This is a genomic window from Clostridium sp. Marseille-QA1073, assembly GCF_054863625.1.
Map to the genome: position 1 here is coordinate 30,309 of NZ_JBSVQM010000010.1, position 20,164 is coordinate 50,472.

Below are 20,164 nucleotides of genomic sequence, written 5' to 3' on the forward strand. Positions count from 1 at the left end.
AAAGCCAGTAATAAAATTACTGACTTTTTTATATTAACAAAACCATTTTCTTCTCAACGATTTATTCTAAATCTGATAATTATTTAAAATACTCCATATAGTATTACTCCTAAAATTCCAGCTACAACAATTACAAGTATAGGATGCAATTTTGATTTTAAACTAATAATTAATATTATTGCTCCAATTATTATAGATTTAATATCTAAATAAGATTGTTTGGCTAGAGATAAAAATGCACTTATAATAAGACCAATTAATGCTGGTCTCATCCCCATCAATGCTGACTTCATAACCAATGAATTTTTAAATTTTAACACACAATGAGTTGCTATTGAAACTAATATAAATGGGAAGGCTACTACACCAAGAGTTGCAAAGAAACTTCCCCAAAAGCCACTAATTGTATATCCAACAAAAGTAGCTGAATTAATTGATATAGGTCCAGGTGTCATCTGTGAAATTCCTATTATATCTAAAAACTGAGAAGAGCTTAACCAATGATTCGTTGTTACTATTTCTCTTTCAATTAAAGGTAACATGGCATAACCACCGCCATAACCAAAAACACCTATCTTGAAAAAACTCATAAATAATTTTATAAGCATATCCATATTAAGCCACCTGCTCTCTTAAAAAAATTATTCCATAAATAGCAGAAATGAAAATCATTATAACTGGGTGAACATTAAAAATTGTAATTGCTAATACACAGGTCACTGTTATAAGAATATTAGTTGTACTCTTTTTTACAGACTTGGATAAACTTTTTACAGCAAGTAATACTAGCACAGGTACCGCTCCTGTAATACCTTTAAACACATTATCTACTATAGGATTTTCTCTAAATTGCATAAAAAAAGCAGCTATAGTGAGTATTATTAAAAATGAAGGTAATATTACTCCTAATAGAGCAAGAATTGCACCTAAAACTCCTCCTAATTTATATCCTATAAATAAAGATGAGTTTACTGGTAATGCTCCTGGAAAACTTTGAGCTATTACAAGTATATCGGTAAACTCTTCTTTAGAAATCCATTTTTTTGATTCAACTACCTCCCTTTCAATTAAAGGAATCATGGCATATCCTCCACCAAAGGTAAAAGCACCAATCTTAAAAAAGCTTAAAAACATTATAATTAACTCTTTCATAAAAAATCCTCCACTTTCTTCCTAAAATAAACAATATAATAAAGAAAGAATATAAAATTTCATTGTTTTTCAATTTTAATTTATAAGTTAAATACATAAAACATTTAATTATTTAATTAATCTCATAACAAAAGTTTATAAAGTCATTTATAAACTCCATTTCCTTTTCATCAATATATATAAAGTTAAATTCTCTAAGCATACTGAAATTTTTTATTGGAACAACTACAATGGTTCCCTGTTCCAACTCCTTTTGTATTGCCTCCCTTGATATGATTGTATATCCTGCATTATATTCTACTAAAGATACCAAAGAAGTAATGCTTCCAACCTCCATGTGGGCATTGATAGTATCAGGACTATATCCTCTCCTAATTAATTCACTTTCAAATATTTCTCTAGTACCTGACCCTTGTTCTCTTAATAATAAATTTCCTTCTAAAACTTCTTCAAGTTCAACAGATTTTCTACTTGCAAAATCATGATTAGGTGAGGCAGCCAAAATAAGTTCATCATCTTTAAAATTCTTAAATTTAAATTTCTTTTTATCAAAAGGTCCTTCTACTATAGCCAATTCAATTTCCCTGTCTATAAGCTTCTTTAAAATAATATTTGTGTTATCCACATGTAAAGTTATATTTACATTGTTGTTAACATTTTTATACTTACCTAAAATATGTGGCAATACATAACCGCCAATGGTCATAGTAGCTCCAATACGATGCCTTCTTATAATAGATGAAGAATCCTTTAGCTTTTCTTCCATATTCTGCGATATTGCATACATTTCTTTAGCATATTCCAAAAGAATTTTTCCTTCTTCCGTAAGCTTTAAATGTCTTCCTTCTTTTTTTATAAATTTTACTCCATAATGTGTTTCTAAATATTGTACTTGCTGATACACAGCAGGTTGAGTTAAATTTAAAATTTCAGCTGCTCTAGTAAAATTATTAGTTTTAGCCACAGTTATAAAAGTAATGAGTCTTGAATCAATCATTTTTATATCACCTTAAAATAGATTTTTACTCTATTCATAAACCTTTCTTATTGATATTTAACGATTTAGTAATGTTTTATTTATTATAAAATTCTTTCTAGAAAAAATTTCAGCCTTTTAATTTTTAGATAGTATATTAAGAAGTAATATTACTTTGTATATTAATCTTTTTAATTATTCCACCATGCCTTTCTCTCTTAATAAAATTGTAGCATAGGTTTATTATAATCAAAACTTATAATAATTTATAAAACTATAAATTTTACTTATAGTTATTTCATAAAATATTTATCTTTACGATTTATTCATTAATGTTGTGGGAACTTATGTAAGAGCTTAAAAAACTAGCATCAATAAAATATCTTTTATGGCAAAAAACAAATGGACAACGAAGAAAAAATTTTCTAACGTTGTCCAATATTTATCTACTAGAACTGAATACTAAATCCATTAAATTTATGTATTCCGGTTCCGTGTTTTATGAAATTTTTTTGTCTAAGCTCTTTAACAGCTTTACTTACCTCATCAAGTATATTTATATCTAAGCCTAATTGATTATGTGCTCCATAAATTTTCTTTACATTTGGAATCTTTGTTATCTTATCTAAAGAATTAATTAAATCTTCTGGACTTGTAGTTGGATAATGAGCATATATTGTTCCTTCATATAATAAATCTCCAGTATATAAATAACCTTTTTTATTATCAAAAATTGAAATATGTCCTGGTGAATGTCCTGGCGTATGATAAATGACTAGTTCCCTATTCCCGATATTTATACTATCTCCATCATGTAATAAAGCTGTTGGTATTCCTTGAAACGGCTTATATGTGTGCGGATTAAAAGTATTAGGTACAGATTTTGTAATATCACGTGCTACGTCTTTCCTTATTTGCTCAATTGAAAGCTTTTTTATTCCATTTATAAGCCAATCTTCTTCTGCTTCATGTACAAATATGTTTTCATATTGGCTGTGACCTCCAATATGATCCCAGTGAACATGAGTAGTAAAAACTAATATTGGTAGTGATGTAAGCTTATCAGTTATTCTTTTAATGTTATCTATACCTAACCCAGTATCAATTAATGCCGCTTTCTCCTCCCCTAATAATAAATAAGAATGAACTTTTTCCCAGTGTCCATATTCACTTATAGCAAATGTCTCACTGTCAATTTCCTCAACTGTAAACCAAGAATCCATGATTTCTATCACTCTAAAATACCCCCTCTTTTTTACTATGTTACTAATTAAATTATATTTAACTTTTATATAATAAAAAAGGTTTATGGCTTAAGAATTAAGACATAAACCTTTATACAATTGATTAAGTTTATCAGTGGTGGAAAACTAGCAATAGAATTGCTAGTAAAAAAATCTATTAAAGAAATTAGTTTGATAAAAGCAATTTCACCCTCAATTGCGAATTATGAATTATTAATAGGCTCCTTTACAGTAGCCATCCGCAATTTTATTAAAACCTTGTTGTTTTAATATTATTATAATTAATCCAAAGACTTCATAGGATGAAGTTAGGTCTCTATTCATACTTTTAAGTTTGCTTTCAATAGCTCTGCAAAGGGATGTTAAATCTCCTTCTGTTAATGGTTGTTCTACATCATCTGAAGCTTTGCTTACCGTATTTTTAATTTTATTAACCTCAAATTCTTCAATTCTACCATTTTTCTTTATAATTTTCATTGGTTTCACCTCTTTTTAAATGTAATTTATTTTAGTATAAAATAAATTATCATAATATTCAACCTAATGAATTTACAATATAATAAAATTCAAATTTTATTTGCTTTAGTCTATAACATAAAAAAGGAAATTCTATATGGAATCTCCTTTTAAAACTATTTTAAACTCGTATATTACTTTTCAAAATCTTTTTTGAATTCATCTATTGAATCTTTTAAAAGAGTTACACTATAAGCAACTGCTGGTCCTCCACCAAAGCCTGTGGCTACTATTGCAGATTCCATAATTTCCTCTGGAGTCGCTCCAGCTTTTAGCGCATTATATACATGAAATACTATACAGTATTCACATCTACTAAATACAGCTATTCCTACACTTATAAGCTCCTTAGTCTTTACATCAATCTCGCCTTCTTTACTTGTCTCTCCTAAAAAATTCATGAAAGCTTTCATTTCTTTTCCATTTGTTTTTGATACAGCTTGTACACCTGACATAAATTCATTTAACATTTTTCTTGGACTTTTACTCATAATACCCCTCCTAGCAATTCTTTTGTGCTTTGAACTCAGTATAACAATGTTTGTATATATTTACAATAAATGTAGTGAAGTTAACTATTTGATATTTATATATACTAGGAAGTATCTATAGACATTTTGTATGAAAACTTAGAATAATACATATTTAAGTCGAAAATGATTCACTTAATTCAATTCATAATTCACAATGAAAAATTCACAATTATGGGTATTTCTCAGTGTAAACTGAGAAATTTAAAATTGATTCTTTTAAAGTTACGAGTAACTTTTTACACAAAAACTAACAATATAAAATTGCTAGTAAAAATCTATTAAAGAAATTATTTTATCTAAAATAATTTCCACATTAATTGTGCATTGTGCATTGCTTTAAGTTTCCCATTAATTAAAAAAGGCTATGAAACATTTGTTATTTAACATTTCATAGCGTAAGATTTACTTGATTTTTATTTTTTCTGCTGTAAGATTTCTTTTCATTATATCTTTTAAAATACCTATATCATCATTACTATTAAAAGCTCTTTTAGGAATTATCATAGATTTAATATTTCCTAAATAGATAAATATACTGTTTTTTGATTCCGTTACTTTAAAAATATTTTTCCAACCTATATTGTTATTACTTGATTTGCTAATCAATAAAATTCCATCATCATTTATAATATAATTTTGTTCTTCCTGTAAAAGCATTTCGCTTTTAAAAACCTTTTTTGAGTAAAAAACAATTAGAAAATAAAAAGCTCCTAAAATTAAACTAACTAGTAAAATTCCTGTAGGTATTGCAATAATAAGTATTTCCTTTAATAATTGAGCATCCATACCATTAGAAAATATTTTAAAAAGTATTGTACCCATAAACAAAATAAAATATAAAATAGCAGCTCCATAAAAATGTTTTTTGCTATGATGAATATTAAAATCTTTATAATCTTTAAATTCTAGCTTAAAGTTAGCTTTTACTTCCTTTTTCTTTAAGTTATCCATAACTCTCCTCCGTATTTTAATCTTATGCTTTTATCATACATTAAGGAATAATTGGTTGTAAACCTTAATTGTAAGTTATAAATATTTATTATTGGAAATTATGTTTATTTTATGAAAAGTTCAATAAATATATTTAATACTAAAAAATTCTCTACAGAACGTTTAAGAACTGTAGAGAATCTTTTAATATGATTTTATTCTTCGAAGTTAAACTCCCTATTTACATATTTAGCTAATAATTCAATAGACGCTTCTATATCCTTCATATTTACAAAGGCATTTGGTCCATGTACATATCTCATTGGTGCAGATATTCCAGTACATCTTACTCCAAAATTTGATCTATTTATAGCTCCTACATCGGTACCTCCAGCATAAATAACATCTCGCTGATATTTTATATCATTTTCCACACAACATTTAATCATTTCTTCAACTAAATATTCATCACAAATTACACTGCCATCAGATATTTTTACAGCAGTTCCAGCACCTAAAGCATTACTTCCTGTATCACTATTAGGATAATCATTAGCTATAGTACCATCTAAAGCTATACCTATATCTGGATTTATCCTATTTGCTGCTACAGTAGCACCTCTTAAGCCGAGTTCTTCTTGGGTGGAAAATACACAATATACATCATTATATGGTTTTTCTATTTTTTTAAGAGCTTCTGCTAATATATAACAGCCTACTCTATTATCTAATGCTTTTGCACATACATTATCATTTTTAAGCTCTACAAACTCCCCTATATATGCTGCTACATCTCCAATTTTAATATATTTTGCTGCTTCCTCTTTAGATTGTGCACCAATATCTATATATAACTTTGTTATATCTTTTTTAATATTTTCAGTCTCACAAGAGTTGGAAATAACTCCTATCGTCCCATTTCTAAACTTAACTCTACTCATAATAGTAGGTATTATAGGAATTCCACCTAAAGCTCTAACTATTATAGTACCTTTATCTTCAATCTTCATTACTTGAAAACCAATTTCATCCATATGAGCAGAAGCCATTATTTTCTTCTTATTTTTCCCATATCCTTTTTTGAACACAATTAAATTACCCAATGGATCAGTAATAATATCATCACCATATTTTTTAATTTCTTCTTTTATAACCCCTCTAACCTCTTTTTCATATCCACTTACACCAAAAGCTTCCGTTAATTTTTTTAGAAACATATATATTCCCCCAATTAAAATTTATTTATAAGGTAACTTCTATAAAATTTATTGAAATCCTTTTTATTCGATTAAAATAAAACCTATCTTTAAGGCTTTACATAAATTTTATAATAAAATATATTTAAATTTTAAAAATTTATTACAAATTAAAATATTATTGTAATACTTTAATATACATTATATATAGATGTAACACTTTCAAATTTAATATATAGATTTATACAATTGTGCTATTAAATTATTTAAATTTACATCAATATGAAATTGAGAATTGACGATTGACAATGGACAATTACGGATACTTCTCTTTTGTAAGAGAAGTTTTAAATTCATTCTTTTTAAAAATCTATTTAAAAAATTAATTTGTAAAAATTGATTTTCACCTTAATTGTTAATTTTCCATTCTCAATTCTCCATTGATTAAGTTGTTTCTCAGATATGAAAAGACATATACCAAAATAAATATTTATTATTAAACCATTAAAAGGAGGGTAACATGAATAGAGATTTGGATTTAGCAATTAACTTAAGAAAAAGTGGTAAGTTAAGAGAATCTAATGAATTGTTAGTTAAGTTAGCAAATGCATATCCGGAAGATGCTATGATAAATTATCATTGTGCTTGTGGACTAGAGGCTTTAGGCTTAGATGCAGACGCTATACATTATTACGAAAATGCAATATATGGAGGGCTACCTAATGAAGATTTACAGGAAGCAATAATAAATTTAGGAAATAATTATAGAGCTTTAGGTAGATACGTTAAAGCAAGACAAGTGTTTGAATATGGATTAAATATATTCCCTAAAAATAATGCAATTAAAGTATTTTATGCAATGACATTGCATAATTTAAAAGAGTATGAAAAATCCATGGAAATTTTATTAAAAGTTTTAGCTGAAACTTCAAATGATAAAAATATAATGAAATATAAAAAAGTAATACAATTTTATTCCGATAAACTAGATATGAGATGGTAATTTACTTAAATTTTATATAAAACTTAAAATCTTTAAAAGTTAGGATTAATAATTAAGAATGAAGAATTTTTGTTATGGAAGTAAAAACATTGAATAAATTAAATTTTTATTAAAGAATTCTATAATTATTCTTCTTTATTAGACATCCTAAATTTACAATAGTGCTTCATGGCTAATTGTAAAAAAAGGTTATGGAGATATTTCTATCTCCATAACCTTTTTATCCAATAACTTTTAATTCTTTATCATATTTATTTAAAACTTCACAGCCGTCCTCTGTTACTAATACCAAGTCTTCTATCCTTACCCCAAATTCTCCTGTCAAATATATCCCTGGCTCAATAGAAAATATCATTCCCGGTTTTACTACATCTGTATTTATAGAAGATACATCACCAAAGTCATGAACTTCTATACCTATAGAATGTCCTGTTCTATGAGTAAAATATTTACCATAGCCTGCTTTTTCTATATGATTTCTTGCTGCTGCATCTATGTCACAAAATCTTACTCCTGGTTTAACTGCTTCTATAGCCTTTTTATTTGCTTCTAGAACAATATTGTAAACCTCTTTTGCTTTATCAGATACAGATTTATAGAAAACTGTTCTTGTCATATCTGAGCAATAAGAATTCTTTAAGCATCCTATATCTATAATTATGCTATCTCCTTCTTTTACCATAGAACCATCTACTTCATGATGTGGATCTGCACCATTAGATCCATAAGCAACTATAGGACTAAAAGAATAACCATCAGCTCCCATGCCCTCATAAATATCTAAAAGCGTCTGAGCCATTTTCTTCTCAGTATATTTTTCTTTAGATAATAAGCCTATTAATTTTTCCATTGCCGTATCATTTGTTTTTGAAGCATCTCTCATTAAATCTTTTTCTTCTTCATCTTTGAACATTCTTACAGTATCAAGAACTGGAGAGCCATTAACAAACTTGCATCCTTCAGTAAATTCCATAAGTCTTAACAAAAATCTTGATGGCCAATTTTTATCAATTCCTATTATCTTTGAATTATCAACATATTTAGAAATTATCTCCACACCATCCTGTGAATCATTAAACCATATCTTTTCAATACCTAAGTCCTCATAAACTGGGAATAATTCATTTAAGAATAATTTATGATTTCCTTCCAAGTTTAAATAAAGAGCAAGTAATCTTTCACCTGGACTAATCCACTTCCCTGTTAAATAAAATATGGATGGTGGATCACATACTATGATTTGAGGTATATTCCTTTTTTCCATTTCCTTCAAAACTTTATTAAGTCTTTCTACTTTCATAATAAAACCGTTGTTGTCAAAACTTTATAAAAATATAGGTATTACTTTAATGGTTGTAATATACTATGTTTTGACAAGCTCCTTTCCCTAAGTATTTTTATACTTTTCATTATAACATATGGAATTTATTTTTATTCTGTTTTAATAGCTTCTAATGCACTAAGTTTCATAGCTCTTCTTGCAGGATAAAATCCTGATATAAGCCCTACCAAGGTACTAAAAATCAGTGCTGTAATTACAAGCCACAATGGAATTATTGAAAGCTTAGCGCCCTCTCCCATATCTCCAAATAAATTTAGATTTGTGCCCACTATATTTAGTACTACGGATAATAGATAGCTTAATCCTATTCCAAAGATTCCTCCAGATAACCCTATCATACCTGCTTCAAATAAAAATATTCTTCTTATATCTTTTAATTGAGCTCCTATAACCTTCATTACACCTATTTCTCTAGTTCTTTCGTATATTGACATTATCATAGTGTTAGCTATTCCAATAGCAGCTACCAATAGTGATATTGCTCCTATTCCTCCCAATATAGCTTGCATTATATTTGTGGTACTTTTTACAGAATCGAGAATATCATTAAGACTGAAAGCACCATATCCCATATCTTTAATTTGTTTTTGAATATCTGCAACCTTATTTATATCATCAACCTTAACTAAAATTTGTTGATATTTATTTTTACTTTTAGGCTTATTTTTATTGGCAGTATCTAATTTTTCCTGCTCTTTTTGAAGTTTTTTAATATACTCTAAACTAGTAAATATATAACTATCTTTTTCATAGTCACCGCCCTTTAAAATTCCTACTGTATTAACTTTTATAGGTTTCTTCATTTTTTTAGGCTTTCCATCTGCATCGTAAATATTAAATTCCATGGTTATATGATCTTTCATCGGATTTATTTCTGGCGGCATTCCATATCCTGAACTTTTTTCATCGTAAAAGTAGTTTTTTAATTCTGCACCCCAAACAAGTTGATTAGTATCTCCAACCTTTAAAATTCTTCCTTCTTCAGCATTAAATTCAAAGGCTTCCATTGCTTTAGTATCCATACCTCTTATAGTTGCATAAGCGTTATATCTGCCTTTAGTTAATTTCACCTGTAAATCCATTACTCCTGTTGCTAGTTCTACTCCTTCGATTTTTGATATAGTTGATATAGCTTCATCATTTAAGTAGACCTTTTTCTTATTAGCTATTAAATTGCCATCTGGTCCATTTCCACCAAAATCTTCCATTACAGTGATAGTATTAAGACTTCCCATCTGACTTATATTATTTTTAAAACTTTCACTCATTCCAAATCCTAAGGATAGCATGGTAATAATAGAGCTTGTACCTATAATTACTCCCAGTATAGTAAGAAATGTTCTAAGTTTTCTTCGCCATAAATTTTTAAGCCCCATTTTGACGATATCTAAACTATTCATCTAAGGTTTCACCTTTCTTTTTCTTTCTTTTCCTCCAAATAATAAATCCAGCTAAAGCAGCTACTATTGTGCTAATAGACCAAATAAGTACAGTTCCCATGCCTTTTTTATTTCCTTCTAGAATTTCCTCTGGCATATTAGGATCCATTGGAGCACCTTCTAAAACATTTATATTAATTTCTTGTATCTGTTCTATATGTTCACCAGCAGTATTGTCATAAGAGAATATTAACTTTCCTTTTAAAGGCCCTGTTTTATTTGGAATAATAGTTCCATCATAATTCTCAGTAGTACCCATTTCAAAATTTCCTAAATAATAGTTTCCATTTTCAGCAGTAAAGTCTCCTTCTAACTTTATCATCATGTTATTTAGAGGTACTTTACCAGTGTTGAAAAATTGTACACTAATTGGTATAGGCATTCCTACATAACCTTCTGCTGGAATATCCATATTTCCAATTTCAAGTTTTGATTTTTGTACTACAGGTATACCTATAAGCTCTGTTGCAGTAATATCTTTTCCTGTTTCATCTTGATATTCAAAATTAGCAGTTATAGTATAGGTTTTTGCCTTTGCATCAGGAACAGTAAAGAACTTAAGTTTTTTCTCTATGGTTCCTTTTGCTGGAATAGATTCTATATAAAAGGTATTACTACTATCAACTGGAGTAAATACATTTCCACTTTGTTCTGTCTTCTCATCAACAGTTAAGAAAATCTTAACATTACTTATAGCCTTATTTGCATTTGTATTAAAGAAAGAAAGGTTTAAATCAAATTTTTCTCCCGCTCTTACTATATTAGGTTCAAAACTATACTTATCTATTATTAATCTAGGAGTTAACTTATTTGAATCTGCTCCATTAACTAATATTCCTACATATTGAGTTATTTTATTGCTTTTACCCTCTTCACCTTCTGCTGCTACTTGATTATCAAACTCTACATTAATACTTATTGGATAATTTTTAGTAGTGGCTTCTGAAGTAGCAAAGAAAGTGAAATCTAATTTAGCTACTTTTCCTGGATCTAGGTTATCTATCTTTTTTACATTTGCAGTTTTAGGTACCATTGCAGGATCTCCACTATCTAGTGTAACCTTTACATTAGATACCTTTGCTTTACTTTGATTTCTAAGATCAAAGGTAATTCGTACATCTTGATTTGGTCTAACTCCCTCTCTAGGGTAGCTAATATTTTGTATAGATAAATCGGATAATGTTGCAGTGGATCCCCCTACAGTTATAAAAATTTTATGGCTTTCCTCATACTTTTGATTTTGAGCATCTTTGTAACTAGTTTTAAGCTCTAGTGCATGACTTCCATTTTTAATGTTTTTTGATGCTTGAAGATCATATTCTATAACAGTTTGATCATATCCAGCTAGCACCTCACTATGTTTGTTATTAGAACCCCCTACTATAGAAAAACCACTTTCTGCAAATCCATCAAGGCTATATTTAACATCTCTAGCTTGAAGGCTTCCTTTATTTTTAATGGTAAAACTAGCTTTAAACTTCTGTCCTGCAGTAATAGTAGCTGGATTGGTCACTACTCTATCAACCACTAATGTAGTAGGAGTATTTTTATTTACTACTTTTACATATACAGTTTCAGAATGAGTAAATGGATTATCGTAAGCATTTGTAAAGCTATAATTTAATTTAATAGGATAACTTTTCTCAGCTGCATCTGAATTTGCTGTCAATTTAAAACTTATATTTTCAGACTTATCTGAAGAAATCTTCTTTATAACTCTAGTAGCACTTGTATCCTCTAAAGTCAATGGAGTGCTTCCGTCTCCAAATTCAGGAGTTACCACTATATTTTCTGCAGTATATCCACCAGTATTTTTTATAGTAAAGGTAATTGTTTCACTGTGTCCTGCATCAATAGTAGGAATACTTTTATTTACTAAATTAAGTCTTGGTACATATTTTGTTGTATCTACAGGTTTTTCTTCTTTTTCTTTTTCTATTTCTGTACTCTTAGGTACTGCCTCTGATATTACAATACTATCGCTTGTAGTCATTTGTTTACCGTCCTGAGTATATCTAATTGTAATTGGCAACCTCGTATTATTATTTCCATTATATTTCAGTGTGATGTCTTTTGTTTCCCATAAACCTTCAATTTTTTCTAATTTATCTATCCATTTATTTTTCTCTTTATATATAAAAGGTGAGTCATCACCAATTGCGATTTTTATATCTTCTATATCTTTATTCACTTCAAATTTAATTTTAATCTTAAATTCATTATTCTCATATATACTTCTATTCTTCTCTAACTTGTATGAATTGATTCTTATTACATTCTTATCCTCAGTTGGTTCAGTTGCCATTACCTCAAAAGGTATACTAGTTAATATCATTACTATCCCCAGTAATAACCCTATAATTTTTTTCATTTTTATTCTTCTCCTTTATCCCCCGTATTGTCTTTGTTTATTTCTATCTTGTCTACATTTCCATCTCGTATATGTATGACCCTATCTGCATAACAAGAAATTTCAATGTCATGAGTTACTATTATTAGTGTTTGATTTTGCTCTTTAGCCATTTTAGTTATTAATTCCATGATTTCTAGAGTGGTCTTAGTATCAAGGTTTCCAGTAGGCTCGTCCGCAAAAACTATATTAGGATTTCCTACAAAGGCTCTTGCTATACTAACTCTTTGCTGTTGTCCTCCACTCATTTGAGATGGTTTATGATTTAGCCTCTTTTCCAGTCCTACAGCTTCTAACATTTTCTTAGCTCTTTCATTTCGTTTTGAAGTTGAAATATTTCTAAATATTAAAGGCAAAGTAACATTTTCTAGTGCAGAAAGAGTTGCCAATAAATTATAAGATTGAAACACAAACCCTATATATTTTTGTCTAAAAGCTGCTAGCTGATTTTCACTCATCTTTTCAATATTCTTGTTTTTTATGATTATTTCTCCCCTAGAAGGCTTTTCTAAGCCAGCCATCATATTCAGTAAGGTACTTTTACCAGACCCTGAGGTCCCTAAAAGACATACTACTTCCCCTTGATATATTTCTAAATTTATATTATCAAGAGCTACAATTTTTTCATCACCCATCCTGTAGAGTTTTCTTACATTTTTTAATTCAATTATTTTCCCCAAAATTAAACCTCACCGTCTACTTTCCTACTTTTCTCCATTTCTTCATTTTTTTAAAAGTCTATTAGCTTTTTCTATATTCATCATAAAAACACCTCCCTTTTTACCAATTATTTTTTTAAAATACTTAATTTTTATTTTGTGAATATAATAGATTTAAATTTGCAGAAAAAATTTTACATTTTTCACTAAAAACCACCATTTTATAGAATAAGTTTATATTTATTATAAATATTGTAAGTTATAAAGTAAAAAAAATTAAACCTGTTTATAAAAAGTTTATAATTTTTTAGCTAAATCACTCTCAAATTTATAAAAAACTAATTTTCTAACATGCTTAAAGTAAAAACTGAAAAGATAATTATGTGCAAATATAAACCCTATATTTATATAATAAATTAAAATATTTTAAAATATTAAATTTAAAAATAATATATCCTTTTAATATTATACCTTTTTAATCTTACAAATAAATTAATTATAGATTACAAAATAGTAAGAAATTAAAAAAATTTATACTTTATATTTAAAAAATTTTTTCTTATTTGTATTAAATTTGTAACTTACCTATTGATAAATGCACCATACTCCTCACTATATTGTAGGTACATATATAAGAACTTATAATAGAATTAGCCTATAGAAAGGAGAGTTTGTATGATATTTAAATTAAAACAAGTTGCAGACCTTAAGAATGATATAGAAATTATATTAAAATATAAAAATTACAATAACAAAGTTTCAAGGTTAGTATCTCAAATAAAACTATATGATAGAACTATTCTTGCCTCTAATACTAAAAATAAAATTTTCATCGATGCTATGGATATAATGTATTTTGATTCAGTTGATAATGTGGTTTATGCTATGACTGAAAATGAAACTCTAAAAACATAACTTAAGCTCTATGAAATTGAAGAAAACTTTAAAGATAGCGATTTTATAAGAATAAATAAATCAGTAATTATAAATATGTCAAAAATAAAAACTCTTCGTCCGCTATTAAATTCTAAAATTGAAGTGACTTTTTTAAGCAATGAAAAGCAAATTGTAACTAGATCTTATATTAAAGCTTTTAAGAAGATGCTTAACTTATAAATATGTACGAGTTAAATTTTAACTAATAACCCCTGTATATTATGGATTTTAAAATTTTGATTTTATATAAAAGGAGGTAAAATATGAGATTTTTAAATCATTTAAAAACAGTTATTACAAATACTTGCTTTACTTTTACTGTAGGCATGATAATTTTATTAATTATCTCTACGCTCCTTGGTTAAAATATACTAAAAACTAAAGCTATACTTTCTATGGGTGGAGCATCTCTTTCTTCTGGAGTCCTACAACTTGTTTGGAGAGAAGGACGTACACTATGGAAACAATGTATAGCTCACTTTGTCTTACTATATTTAACTTTGTTATTATTTGCTTATGCTGGAAATTGGATGTCTTTTAACAAAGCTTCTGCTATTATTTCCTTTACAATAATTTATACTATTATATATATCTTTATATTTTTAGGATTTTATTTTAACCTAAAAAGACAAGAAAAAATTATGAATAATAAACTAGTAGAATATAAAAAAAATATTAAATAGAATCTTAGTATTTTAAAATATATCAAAATGCCACTTTTATAGTGGTATTTTTTTATTCTGTATGCTATTATTAATCACTAAAATAATAAATTCGTAATATTTTTTATTTGTTAAAGGAAATATATCTATAAAAATAGAATATAATTTTAATTATTTTTTAAAATATAAATTTACTTAATAAGGAGGATATGTTATGAAGTTTGAAAAATCATGCGGTGCAGTAGTATATAAAAAAACAGATGAAAATTTAGAATTTCTAGCGGTTAAAAGCAAGCTTTCTAATCGTTGGGGATTTGCAAAGGGACATGTCGAATTTGAAGAAACTGAAAAAGAAACTGCAAAAAGAGAAGTTCTTGAAGAAGCAGGCATAAATATTAATATTCATGATGGATTTAGGATGAAAATAGACTATAATATAAATGAAAATATAAAAAAAGAAATAATATTCTTTCTAGCAGAGTTATCAGAAGAACCAGCAACTATTAATTATAAAGAAATTCATGAATATAAATGGGATAACTTTGAAAACATGCTTAATTTATTAACCTATAATAACCAAAAAGAAATATTAAAAGAGGCTTATAATTTTCTTCAGCATAAAGGTCATAATTAAAAATTACCCACTTATTAATTTGTAACAGATTTTAGAATAATATTTTAAACAACTAGTAGCCTTTGTTTTAATATAATCATTACAAAATAAAAAGCAAAAGCTACTAATTTTTATTTTTAAATTTATAATAAAAGATAATTGCTTGTCCTATATTATTTTTACTCAATATAAGCTTTATATTACAAAAATAAAGTAATCTTTTCAATATATGATTTTATAAGTTATCTTTCATATTCTATCTCTTTATTAAGTATTTTTGAAAGATTTTTATTAGGTTCTTTATTAACAAAACAATCCTTTATCAATTGAGTTAATGGATTTAAATCATACTCTCTTGTCCCAACTATAGTTGCATTTAATAGTTCATTACTATCTATCCTATCCCAGTCTAATTCATATCCATTTCTTAATGCCAATGTTCTTATAAACTCCCTATTTGTTCTTCCATTTCCTTCTCTAAATGGATGTGCAAAATTCAGCTCTGACATATAATAAGCTAATCTCTCAGCCGTTTTGTCCACATCTAATCCTTTTAGGTATTTTTCCTTACTTAACTTACCAAGTAAATCCTTTATACTTTCACCCAAATAATAAGTTGGTGCAAATTCTCCCCCCTTATTTATCTCCTCATTTCTAAATTTTCCTGCAAAAGGATAAATGTCACCAAAAATAAATTTATGAATCTTCATAAGATGATTAACATCAAATTTACCTTTTATAGGATTTTCTTGTAGAAAAGTTATTCTATCTAGTGAAATAACCCCTTCAACTATATCTAGTTTTTCCTTATCTCTTATATTCAAATTGTTTTTTAAAACGTAAGTATCTTCATAACAATAAGGTGATTTATAATCTTTTTCTAAATTATACATCTTTATATATGCCCCCATAATATTTATTATTTTTTAAAAATTATATCGATTATTCTTTTTCCATAGCATATTTACGAACTTTTTCAATAAATTCTTCATCTGAAAGGCTGCCTGTTAAATGCTCTTTTATGAGGTTTTTCTCTTCTTCGTTTAGGATTATTCCTTCATGCTTTGTATTTCCTTGAGCTAATCTTATAGCTTTATCTAATCTTTCTTCATCAATTTTCTTTTTGTTCATATATTATAATCCTCCTAACATTTTATTGATTTTCTTTATTCTATATGTCATTATCTGTGGTATTTCAACATCAAATCTTATGTATATATTTTTTGGGGAAATCTGTCTGATGTGCATTGAAAGGTTTACTAAGCAATAAGTATATTCTAAATTGGGCGTTTTTCATTGGTAATTATATATAATAAATGTATAGTTATAGTATATTATGTATTTAATAGTAAATCTACATGTTTTTTAATTTTGTTACAATTTAATATAATATTCTTAAAATACTTCTCAAAAAAAGCATGGTTTCCCATGCTTCTTCCTATTTTAAGTTTTCTATACTTTCAAGTACAGCTTTATACATTTCTTTATATTTCTCACCTTTAGCTTTTTCTTCTTCAACAACTTCTGCTGGAGCTTTTGATACAAATCTTTCATTAGATAGTTTCTTCTCAACTCTATCTATTTCTGATTCTAATTTAGCTTTTTCTTTGTTTAATCTTTCAAGTTCTTTCTCTACATCTACAAGTTCTAAAAGCGGCATGTAGATTTCTGCACCTTTTGAAACCACAGTAACTACATTTTCTGGAGCTTCTTCTTTAGAAGATAATATTATAACTTCACTTGCTGAAGCTAATTTTTCAAAATAAGTTATTCCTTCTTTAAAAGCTTCTAGTGCTTCTGTAGCATAGATGTAAGTTTTAGCTTTTCTTGAAGGTGGTACATTCATTTCACTTCTAGCATTTCTAGTATTTTTTATAGCATCTATAATATAATTCATATATTCTTCTGCTACTTTATCTTCAAGTTCCTCTGTAAATTCTGGCCAGTTAGAAATAGTTATAGATTCAGATTCTACTTTTAAATGAGTGTATATTTCCTCTGTAATGAAAGGCATTACAGGATGAAGTAATTTTAACCCTGAAACTAATACTTTATTTAAAACATTTAATACTACACCCTTAGCTTCATCATCTTCACCATATAATATTGGCTTCACTAATTCTATATACCAATCACAGAACTCTGTCCACATAAAGTCATATACTTTTTGAAGTGCTATTCCAACTTCAAACTTCTCTATATTTTCAGTAACTTCTTTAATAACAGTATTTAATCTTGATAATATCCACTTATCCGCTATTGAATAGTTTTTATTATCTTTAAATTTCTCCATTAACTCTTCATCAAAATTCATCATAACAAATCTTGACGCATTCCAAATTTTATTAGCAAAATTTCTAGCCGCTTCAACTCTTGATTCATAGAATCTTATATCATTTCCTGGTGCATTTCCTGTAACTAATGAAAATCTTAGTGCATCTGCTCCATAGTTTTCAATTACTTCTAGTGGATCTACACCGTTGTCTAGAGACTTAGACATTTTTCTTCCTTGATCGTCTCTTACAATACCATGAATAAGTACAGTATCAAAAGGTACTTCTTCCATATTGTATAATCCTGAGAATATCATTCTAGCAACCCAGAAGAAAATAATATCTGGACCAGTAACTAAAGTACTAGTTGGGTAGAAATATTTTAGGTCTTCTGTATTTTCAGGCCATCCTAATGTTGAAAATGGCCATAGTGCTGAACTAAACCAAGTATCTAAAACATCTTTATCTTGTTCTAAATTTGTAGAGTTACATTTAGTACATTTTTCTGGTGCATCTACTTTAACTATTATCTCACCACAATCTTTACAGTACCAAACTGGAATTCTATGTCCCCACCATAACTGTCTTGAAATACACCAATCTTGAATATTTTCCATCCAGTTAAAGTAGATTTTTTCAAATCTTTCTGGAACAAACTTAGTTTTCTTTTCTCTAACCACTTCTATAGCTGGCTTTGCAAGAGATTCCATCTTAACATACCATTGTTTTGATAACATTGGTTCAACAGTTGTATTACATCTATCATGAGTTCCAACGTTATGACTATGAGGTTTTATCTTTACTAAATATCCTTGTTTTTCTAAATCTTCTACCATAAGCTTTCTAGCTTCATATCTATCAAGTCCTGAATACTTTCCATAACCCTCACTTATAGTTCCATTTTCCTCTAAAACAACTACCTGTGGAAGATTGTGTCTTTTTCCTACTTGATAATCATTTGGATCATGAGCTGGAGTTATTTTAACTGCTCCTGTTCCAAATTCCATATCAACATAATCATCTTCAACTATTGGTATTTCTCTATCTACTAATGGTAACTTAAGCATTTTACCAATTAAATGACTGTATCTTTCATCTTTAGGGTTTACTGCAACTGCTGTATCTCCTAATAGTGTTTCTGGTCTTGTAGTAGCGATTTCAACTTTTTCATCACTACCTACTACAGGATAGTTAATGTGCCAGAAAAATCCTTCTTGCTCTTCATGTTCTATTTCAGCATCTGAAAGTGCTGTCATACATTTTGGACACCAATTAGTAATTCTATTTCCTCTATATATAAGACCATCATTATATAATTTTACAAAAACTTCTCTAACTGCTTTGTTTAAGTTTTCATCCATAGTAAAGGCTTCACGAGTAAAGTCTGCTGAACATCCCATCTTTTTAAGCTGTTCTCTTATTCTATCTCTATACTCATCTGTCCATTCCCAAACTTTTTCAAGGAAAGCTTCTCTTCCCATTTCTTTCTTTTTTAATCCTTTTTTAAACAGTGAATTTTCAACTCTTACTTCTGTTGCAATACTAGCATGATCTTCACCTGGAAGCCAAAGAGTGCTATATCCTTGCATTCTTTTAGTTCTTATTAAAATATCTTGAAGGGTATTATCAAGAGCATGACCTAAGTGTAATTGACCTGTTATATTTGGTGGTGGCATTACTATTGTATAAGGCTTTTTACTTTTATCTACTTCTGGAGTAAAAAATTTCTTTTCTTCCCACCATGCATATAATCTTTCTTCAAAGTCTTTTGGATCATAATTTTTAGCTAAGTTCTTATTATCTTCCATATTAATTCCTCCTATCAATTTTTATTCGTCACGTAAATGAAAATACACTTAAATGGAGCCATAAAAGGTTATGGTATTGTTCCTAAAAGTTGTGCTTTCATAATGAATTTAAAATTAAAATATTTCTTCATAAGGCAAATATTTAACAATTATTTAAAATTTATTAAAAATAAAAAAGAGCCTTTCATCCCCAAAAGGACGAAAAGCTCGTGGTACCACCTTTTTTCCCTGCAAAATTACAGGCTCATATAAACTAACGATTTGACAACCGGCTTTATCTACTAAGAATATTTTCGATAAAGAAGCTCCAAAGCTACCTTCAGATTATTCCATATAGAAGACCTCTCAGCCGCAGAGCCTTCCTCTCTTAATACTTCCAAATCCTACTCCTCTTCTTCAACGCTTTTATCACTCTTTAATTATTAGTACATTATATAGAATAACTAATAAAAAGTCAATACTATTTTAATTA

20 protein-coding genes and 1 other annotated feature are annotated in these 20,164 nt (G+C 27.9%); of the genes, 5 read left to right on the forward strand and 15 right to left on the reverse strand.

The features are described from left to right. Positions 1–83: 83 nt before the first annotated feature. The 8 genes from ACY1IQ_RS10760 to ACY1IQ_RS10795 all read right to left on the reverse strand — a co-directional run bounded on the left by ACY1IQ_RS10760 (position 84) and on the right by ACY1IQ_RS10795 (position 6,568). Positions 84–614: a chromate transporter gene (locus tag ACY1IQ_RS10760; protein ID WP_461613919.1), complete on the reverse strand. Its 531-nt coding sequence runs from the start codon at positions 612–614 to the stop codon at positions 84–86. 1 nt (position 615) lies between these two features. Continuing rightward, complete coding sequence (locus tag ACY1IQ_RS10765; RefSeq protein WP_461613920.1) at positions 616–1,152, reverse strand: chromate transporter; 537 nt, start codon at positions 1,150–1,152, stop codon at positions 616–618. A gap of 112 nt (positions 1,153–1,264) precedes the next feature. Further along, positions 1,265–2,149, reverse strand: a complete 885-nt coding sequence (locus tag ACY1IQ_RS10770; RefSeq protein WP_461613921.1) for a LysR family transcriptional regulator — start codon at positions 2,147–2,149, stop codon at positions 1,265–1,267. Positions 2,150–2,577: 428 nt separating this feature from the next. Further along, positions 2,578–3,363 carry an MBL fold metallo-hydrolase gene (locus ACY1IQ_RS10775; protein ID WP_461613922.1) on the reverse strand — a complete coding sequence of 262 codons (786 nt, stop codon included), beginning with the start codon at positions 3,361–3,363 and terminating at the stop codon, positions 2,578–2,580. A gap of 222 nt (positions 3,364–3,585) precedes the next feature. Next, positions 3,586–3,849 carry an ATP cone domain-containing protein gene (locus tag ACY1IQ_RS10780; RefSeq protein WP_461613923.1) on the reverse strand — a complete coding sequence of 88 codons (264 nt, stop codon included), beginning with the start codon at positions 3,847–3,849 and terminating at the stop codon, positions 3,586–3,588. 173 nt (positions 3,850–4,022) lie between these two features. Next, positions 4,023–4,379 (reverse strand): carboxymuconolactone decarboxylase family protein, encoded by a 357-nt coding sequence (locus tag ACY1IQ_RS10785; RefSeq protein ID WP_454053002.1) that lies wholly within the window; start codon positions 4,377–4,379, stop codon positions 4,023–4,025. 444 nt (positions 4,380–4,823) lie between these two features. Beyond that, positions 4,824–5,372: a YcxB family protein gene (locus tag ACY1IQ_RS10790; protein WP_461613924.1), complete on the reverse strand. Its 549-nt coding sequence runs from the start codon at positions 5,370–5,372 to the stop codon at positions 4,824–4,826. A 194-nt stretch (positions 5,373–5,566) separates the two neighbouring features. Continuing rightward, complete coding sequence (locus tag ACY1IQ_RS10795; protein WP_461613925.1) at positions 5,567–6,568, reverse strand: M42 family metallopeptidase; 1,002 nt, start codon at positions 6,566–6,568, stop codon at positions 5,567–5,569. Between the two features lie 499 nt (positions 6,569–7,067). Between ACY1IQ_RS10795 and ACY1IQ_RS10800 the strand changes: the two genes are divergently transcribed. Then, positions 7,068–7,550 carry a tetratricopeptide repeat protein gene (locus ACY1IQ_RS10800; RefSeq protein WP_461613926.1) on the forward strand — a complete coding sequence of 161 codons (483 nt, stop codon included), beginning with the start codon at positions 7,068–7,070 and terminating at the stop codon, positions 7,548–7,550. A gap of 220 nt (positions 7,551–7,770) precedes the next feature. On the opposite strand, the gene ACY1IQ_RS10805 is transcribed toward ACY1IQ_RS10800, so the two are convergent. The 4 genes from ACY1IQ_RS10805 to ACY1IQ_RS10820 form a co-directional block, all read right to left on the reverse strand. Continuing rightward, the gene (locus ACY1IQ_RS10805) at positions 7,771–8,850 is read right to left on the reverse strand and encodes a M24 family metallopeptidase (protein ID WP_461613927.1); all 1,080 of its coding nucleotides are present in this window, start codon (positions 8,848–8,850) and stop codon (positions 7,771–7,773) included. 131 nt (positions 8,851–8,981) lie between these two features. Beyond that, on the reverse strand, positions 8,982–10,292 hold the full coding sequence (locus ACY1IQ_RS10810; protein WP_461613928.1) for an ABC transporter permease: 1,311 nt from the start codon (positions 10,290–10,292) through the stop codon (positions 8,982–8,984). Then, a complete protein-coding gene (locus ACY1IQ_RS10815; protein WP_461613929.1) occupies positions 10,285–12,702 on the reverse strand; it encodes a COG1361 S-layer family protein in 2,418 nt (805 codons plus the stop codon). The genes ACY1IQ_RS10810 and ACY1IQ_RS10815 overlap by 8 nt, the downstream gene beginning before the upstream one ends. Positions 12,703–12,704: 2 nt before the next feature. Continuing rightward, the gene (locus ACY1IQ_RS10820) at positions 12,705–13,421 is read right to left on the reverse strand and encodes an ABC transporter ATP-binding protein (RefSeq protein ID WP_461613930.1); all 717 of its coding nucleotides are present in this window, start codon (positions 13,419–13,421) and stop codon (positions 12,705–12,707) included. Positions 13,422–14,075: 654 nt separating this feature from the next. On the opposite strand from ACY1IQ_RS10820, the gene ACY1IQ_RS10825 reads away from it, so the two are divergent. The 4 genes from ACY1IQ_RS10825 to ACY1IQ_RS10840 all read left to right on the forward strand — a co-directional run bounded on the left by ACY1IQ_RS10825 (position 14,076) and on the right by ACY1IQ_RS10840 (position 15,632). Next, positions 14,076–14,315 (forward strand): hypothetical protein, encoded by a 240-nt coding sequence (locus tag ACY1IQ_RS10825; protein WP_461613931.1) that lies wholly within the window; start codon positions 14,076–14,078, stop codon positions 14,313–14,315. Positions 14,316–14,330: 15 nt separating this feature from the next. Beyond that, positions 14,331–14,516: a LytTR family DNA-binding domain-containing protein gene (locus ACY1IQ_RS10830; protein WP_461614013.1), complete on the forward strand. Its 186-nt coding sequence runs from the start codon at positions 14,331–14,333 to the stop codon at positions 14,514–14,516. A 215-nt stretch (positions 14,517–14,731) separates the two neighbouring features. Continuing rightward, the gene (locus ACY1IQ_RS10835; protein ID WP_461613932.1) at positions 14,732–15,019 is read left to right on the forward strand and encodes a DUF3021 family protein; all 288 of its coding nucleotides are present in this window, start codon (positions 14,732–14,734) and stop codon (positions 15,017–15,019) included. A gap of 193 nt (positions 15,020–15,212) precedes the next feature. Next, positions 15,213–15,632 (forward strand): bis(5'-nucleosyl)-tetraphosphatase, encoded by a 420-nt coding sequence (locus tag ACY1IQ_RS10840; RefSeq protein WP_461613933.1) that lies wholly within the window; start codon positions 15,213–15,215, stop codon positions 15,630–15,632. 221 nt (positions 15,633–15,853) lie between these two features. Here the strand turns inward: ACY1IQ_RS10840 and ACY1IQ_RS10845 are convergent, their stop codons facing one another. From ACY1IQ_RS10845 to ACY1IQ_RS10855, 3 genes are all read right to left on the reverse strand, one after another. Next, positions 15,854–16,504 (reverse strand): Fic/DOC family protein, encoded by a 651-nt coding sequence (locus tag ACY1IQ_RS10845; RefSeq protein ID WP_461613934.1) that lies wholly within the window; start codon positions 16,502–16,504, stop codon positions 15,854–15,856. Between the two features lie 49 nt (positions 16,505–16,553). After that, complete coding sequence (locus ACY1IQ_RS10850; protein ID WP_461613935.1) at positions 16,554–16,742, reverse strand: hypothetical protein; 189 nt, start codon at positions 16,740–16,742, stop codon at positions 16,554–16,556. 307 nt (positions 16,743–17,049) lie between these two features. Continuing rightward, a complete protein-coding gene (locus ACY1IQ_RS10855; protein WP_461613936.1) occupies positions 17,050–19,692 on the reverse strand; it encodes a valine--tRNA ligase in 2,643 nt (880 codons plus the stop codon). 191 nt (positions 19,693–19,883) lie between these two features. After that, positions 19,884–20,101: a binding site (T-box leader), on the reverse strand. Positions 20,102–20,164: the final 63 nt, after the last annotated feature.

What these genes read in the sequence shown, in the direction of transcription:
- ACY1IQ_RS10760 (WP_461613919.1), bottom strand. Translation starts at nt 614, where the DNA reads ATGGATATGCTTATAAAATTATTTATGAGTTTTTTCAAGATAGGTGTT.
- ACY1IQ_RS10765 (WP_461613920.1), bottom strand. Translation starts at nt 1,152, where the DNA reads ATGAAAGAGTTAATTATAATGTTTTTAAGCTTTTTTAAGATTGGTGCT.
- ACY1IQ_RS10770 (WP_461613921.1), bottom strand. Translation starts at nt 2,149, where the DNA reads ATGATTGATTCAAGACTCATTACTTTTATAACTGTGGCTAAAACTAAT.
- ACY1IQ_RS10780 (WP_461613923.1), bottom strand. Translation starts at nt 3,849, where the DNA reads ATGAAAATTATAAAGAAAAATGGTAGAATTGAAGAATTTGAGGTTAAT.
- ACY1IQ_RS10785 (WP_454053002.1), bottom strand. Translation starts at nt 4,379, where the DNA reads ATGAGTAAAAGTCCAAGAAAAATGTTAAATGAATTTATGTCAGGTGTA.
- ACY1IQ_RS10790 (WP_461613924.1), bottom strand. Translation starts at nt 5,372, where the DNA reads ATGGATAACTTAAAGAAAAAGGAAGTAAAAGCTAACTTTAAGCTAGAA.
- ACY1IQ_RS10795 (WP_461613925.1), bottom strand. Translation starts at nt 6,568, where the DNA reads ATGTTTCTAAAAAAATTAACGGAAGCTTTTGGTGTAAGTGGATATGAA.
- ACY1IQ_RS10800 (WP_461613926.1), top strand. Translation starts at nt 7,068, where the DNA reads ATGAATAGAGATTTGGATTTAGCAATTAACTTAAGAAAAAGTGGTAAG.
- ACY1IQ_RS10805 (WP_461613927.1), bottom strand. Translation starts at nt 8,850, where the DNA reads ATGAAAGTAGAAAGACTTAATAAAGTTTTGAAGGAAATGGAAAAAAGG.
- ACY1IQ_RS10810 (WP_461613928.1), bottom strand. Translation starts at nt 10,292, where the DNA reads ATGAATAGTTTAGATATCGTCAAAATGGGGCTTAAAAATTTATGGCGA.
- ACY1IQ_RS10815 (WP_461613929.1), bottom strand. Translation starts at nt 12,702, where the DNA reads ATGAAAAAAATTATAGGGTTATTACTGGGGATAGTAATGATATTAACT.
- ACY1IQ_RS10825 (WP_461613931.1), top strand. Translation starts at nt 14,076, where the DNA reads ATGATATTTAAATTAAAACAAGTTGCAGACCTTAAGAATGATATAGAA.
- ACY1IQ_RS10835 (WP_461613932.1), top strand. Translation starts at nt 14,732, where the DNA reads ATGGGTGGAGCATCTCTTTCTTCTGGAGTCCTACAACTTGTTTGGAGA.
- ACY1IQ_RS10840 (WP_461613933.1), top strand. Translation starts at nt 15,213, where the DNA reads ATGAAGTTTGAAAAATCATGCGGTGCAGTAGTATATAAAAAAACAGAT.
- ACY1IQ_RS10845 (WP_461613934.1), bottom strand. Translation starts at nt 16,504, where the DNA reads ATGTATAATTTAGAAAAAGATTATAAATCACCTTATTGTTATGAAGAT.
- ACY1IQ_RS10850 (WP_461613935.1), bottom strand. Translation starts at nt 16,742, where the DNA reads ATGAACAAAAAGAAAATTGATGAAGAAAGATTAGATAAAGCTATAAGA.
- ACY1IQ_RS10855 (WP_461613936.1), bottom strand. Translation starts at nt 19,692, where the DNA reads ATGGAAGATAATAAGAACTTAGCTAAAAATTATGATCCAAAAGACTTT.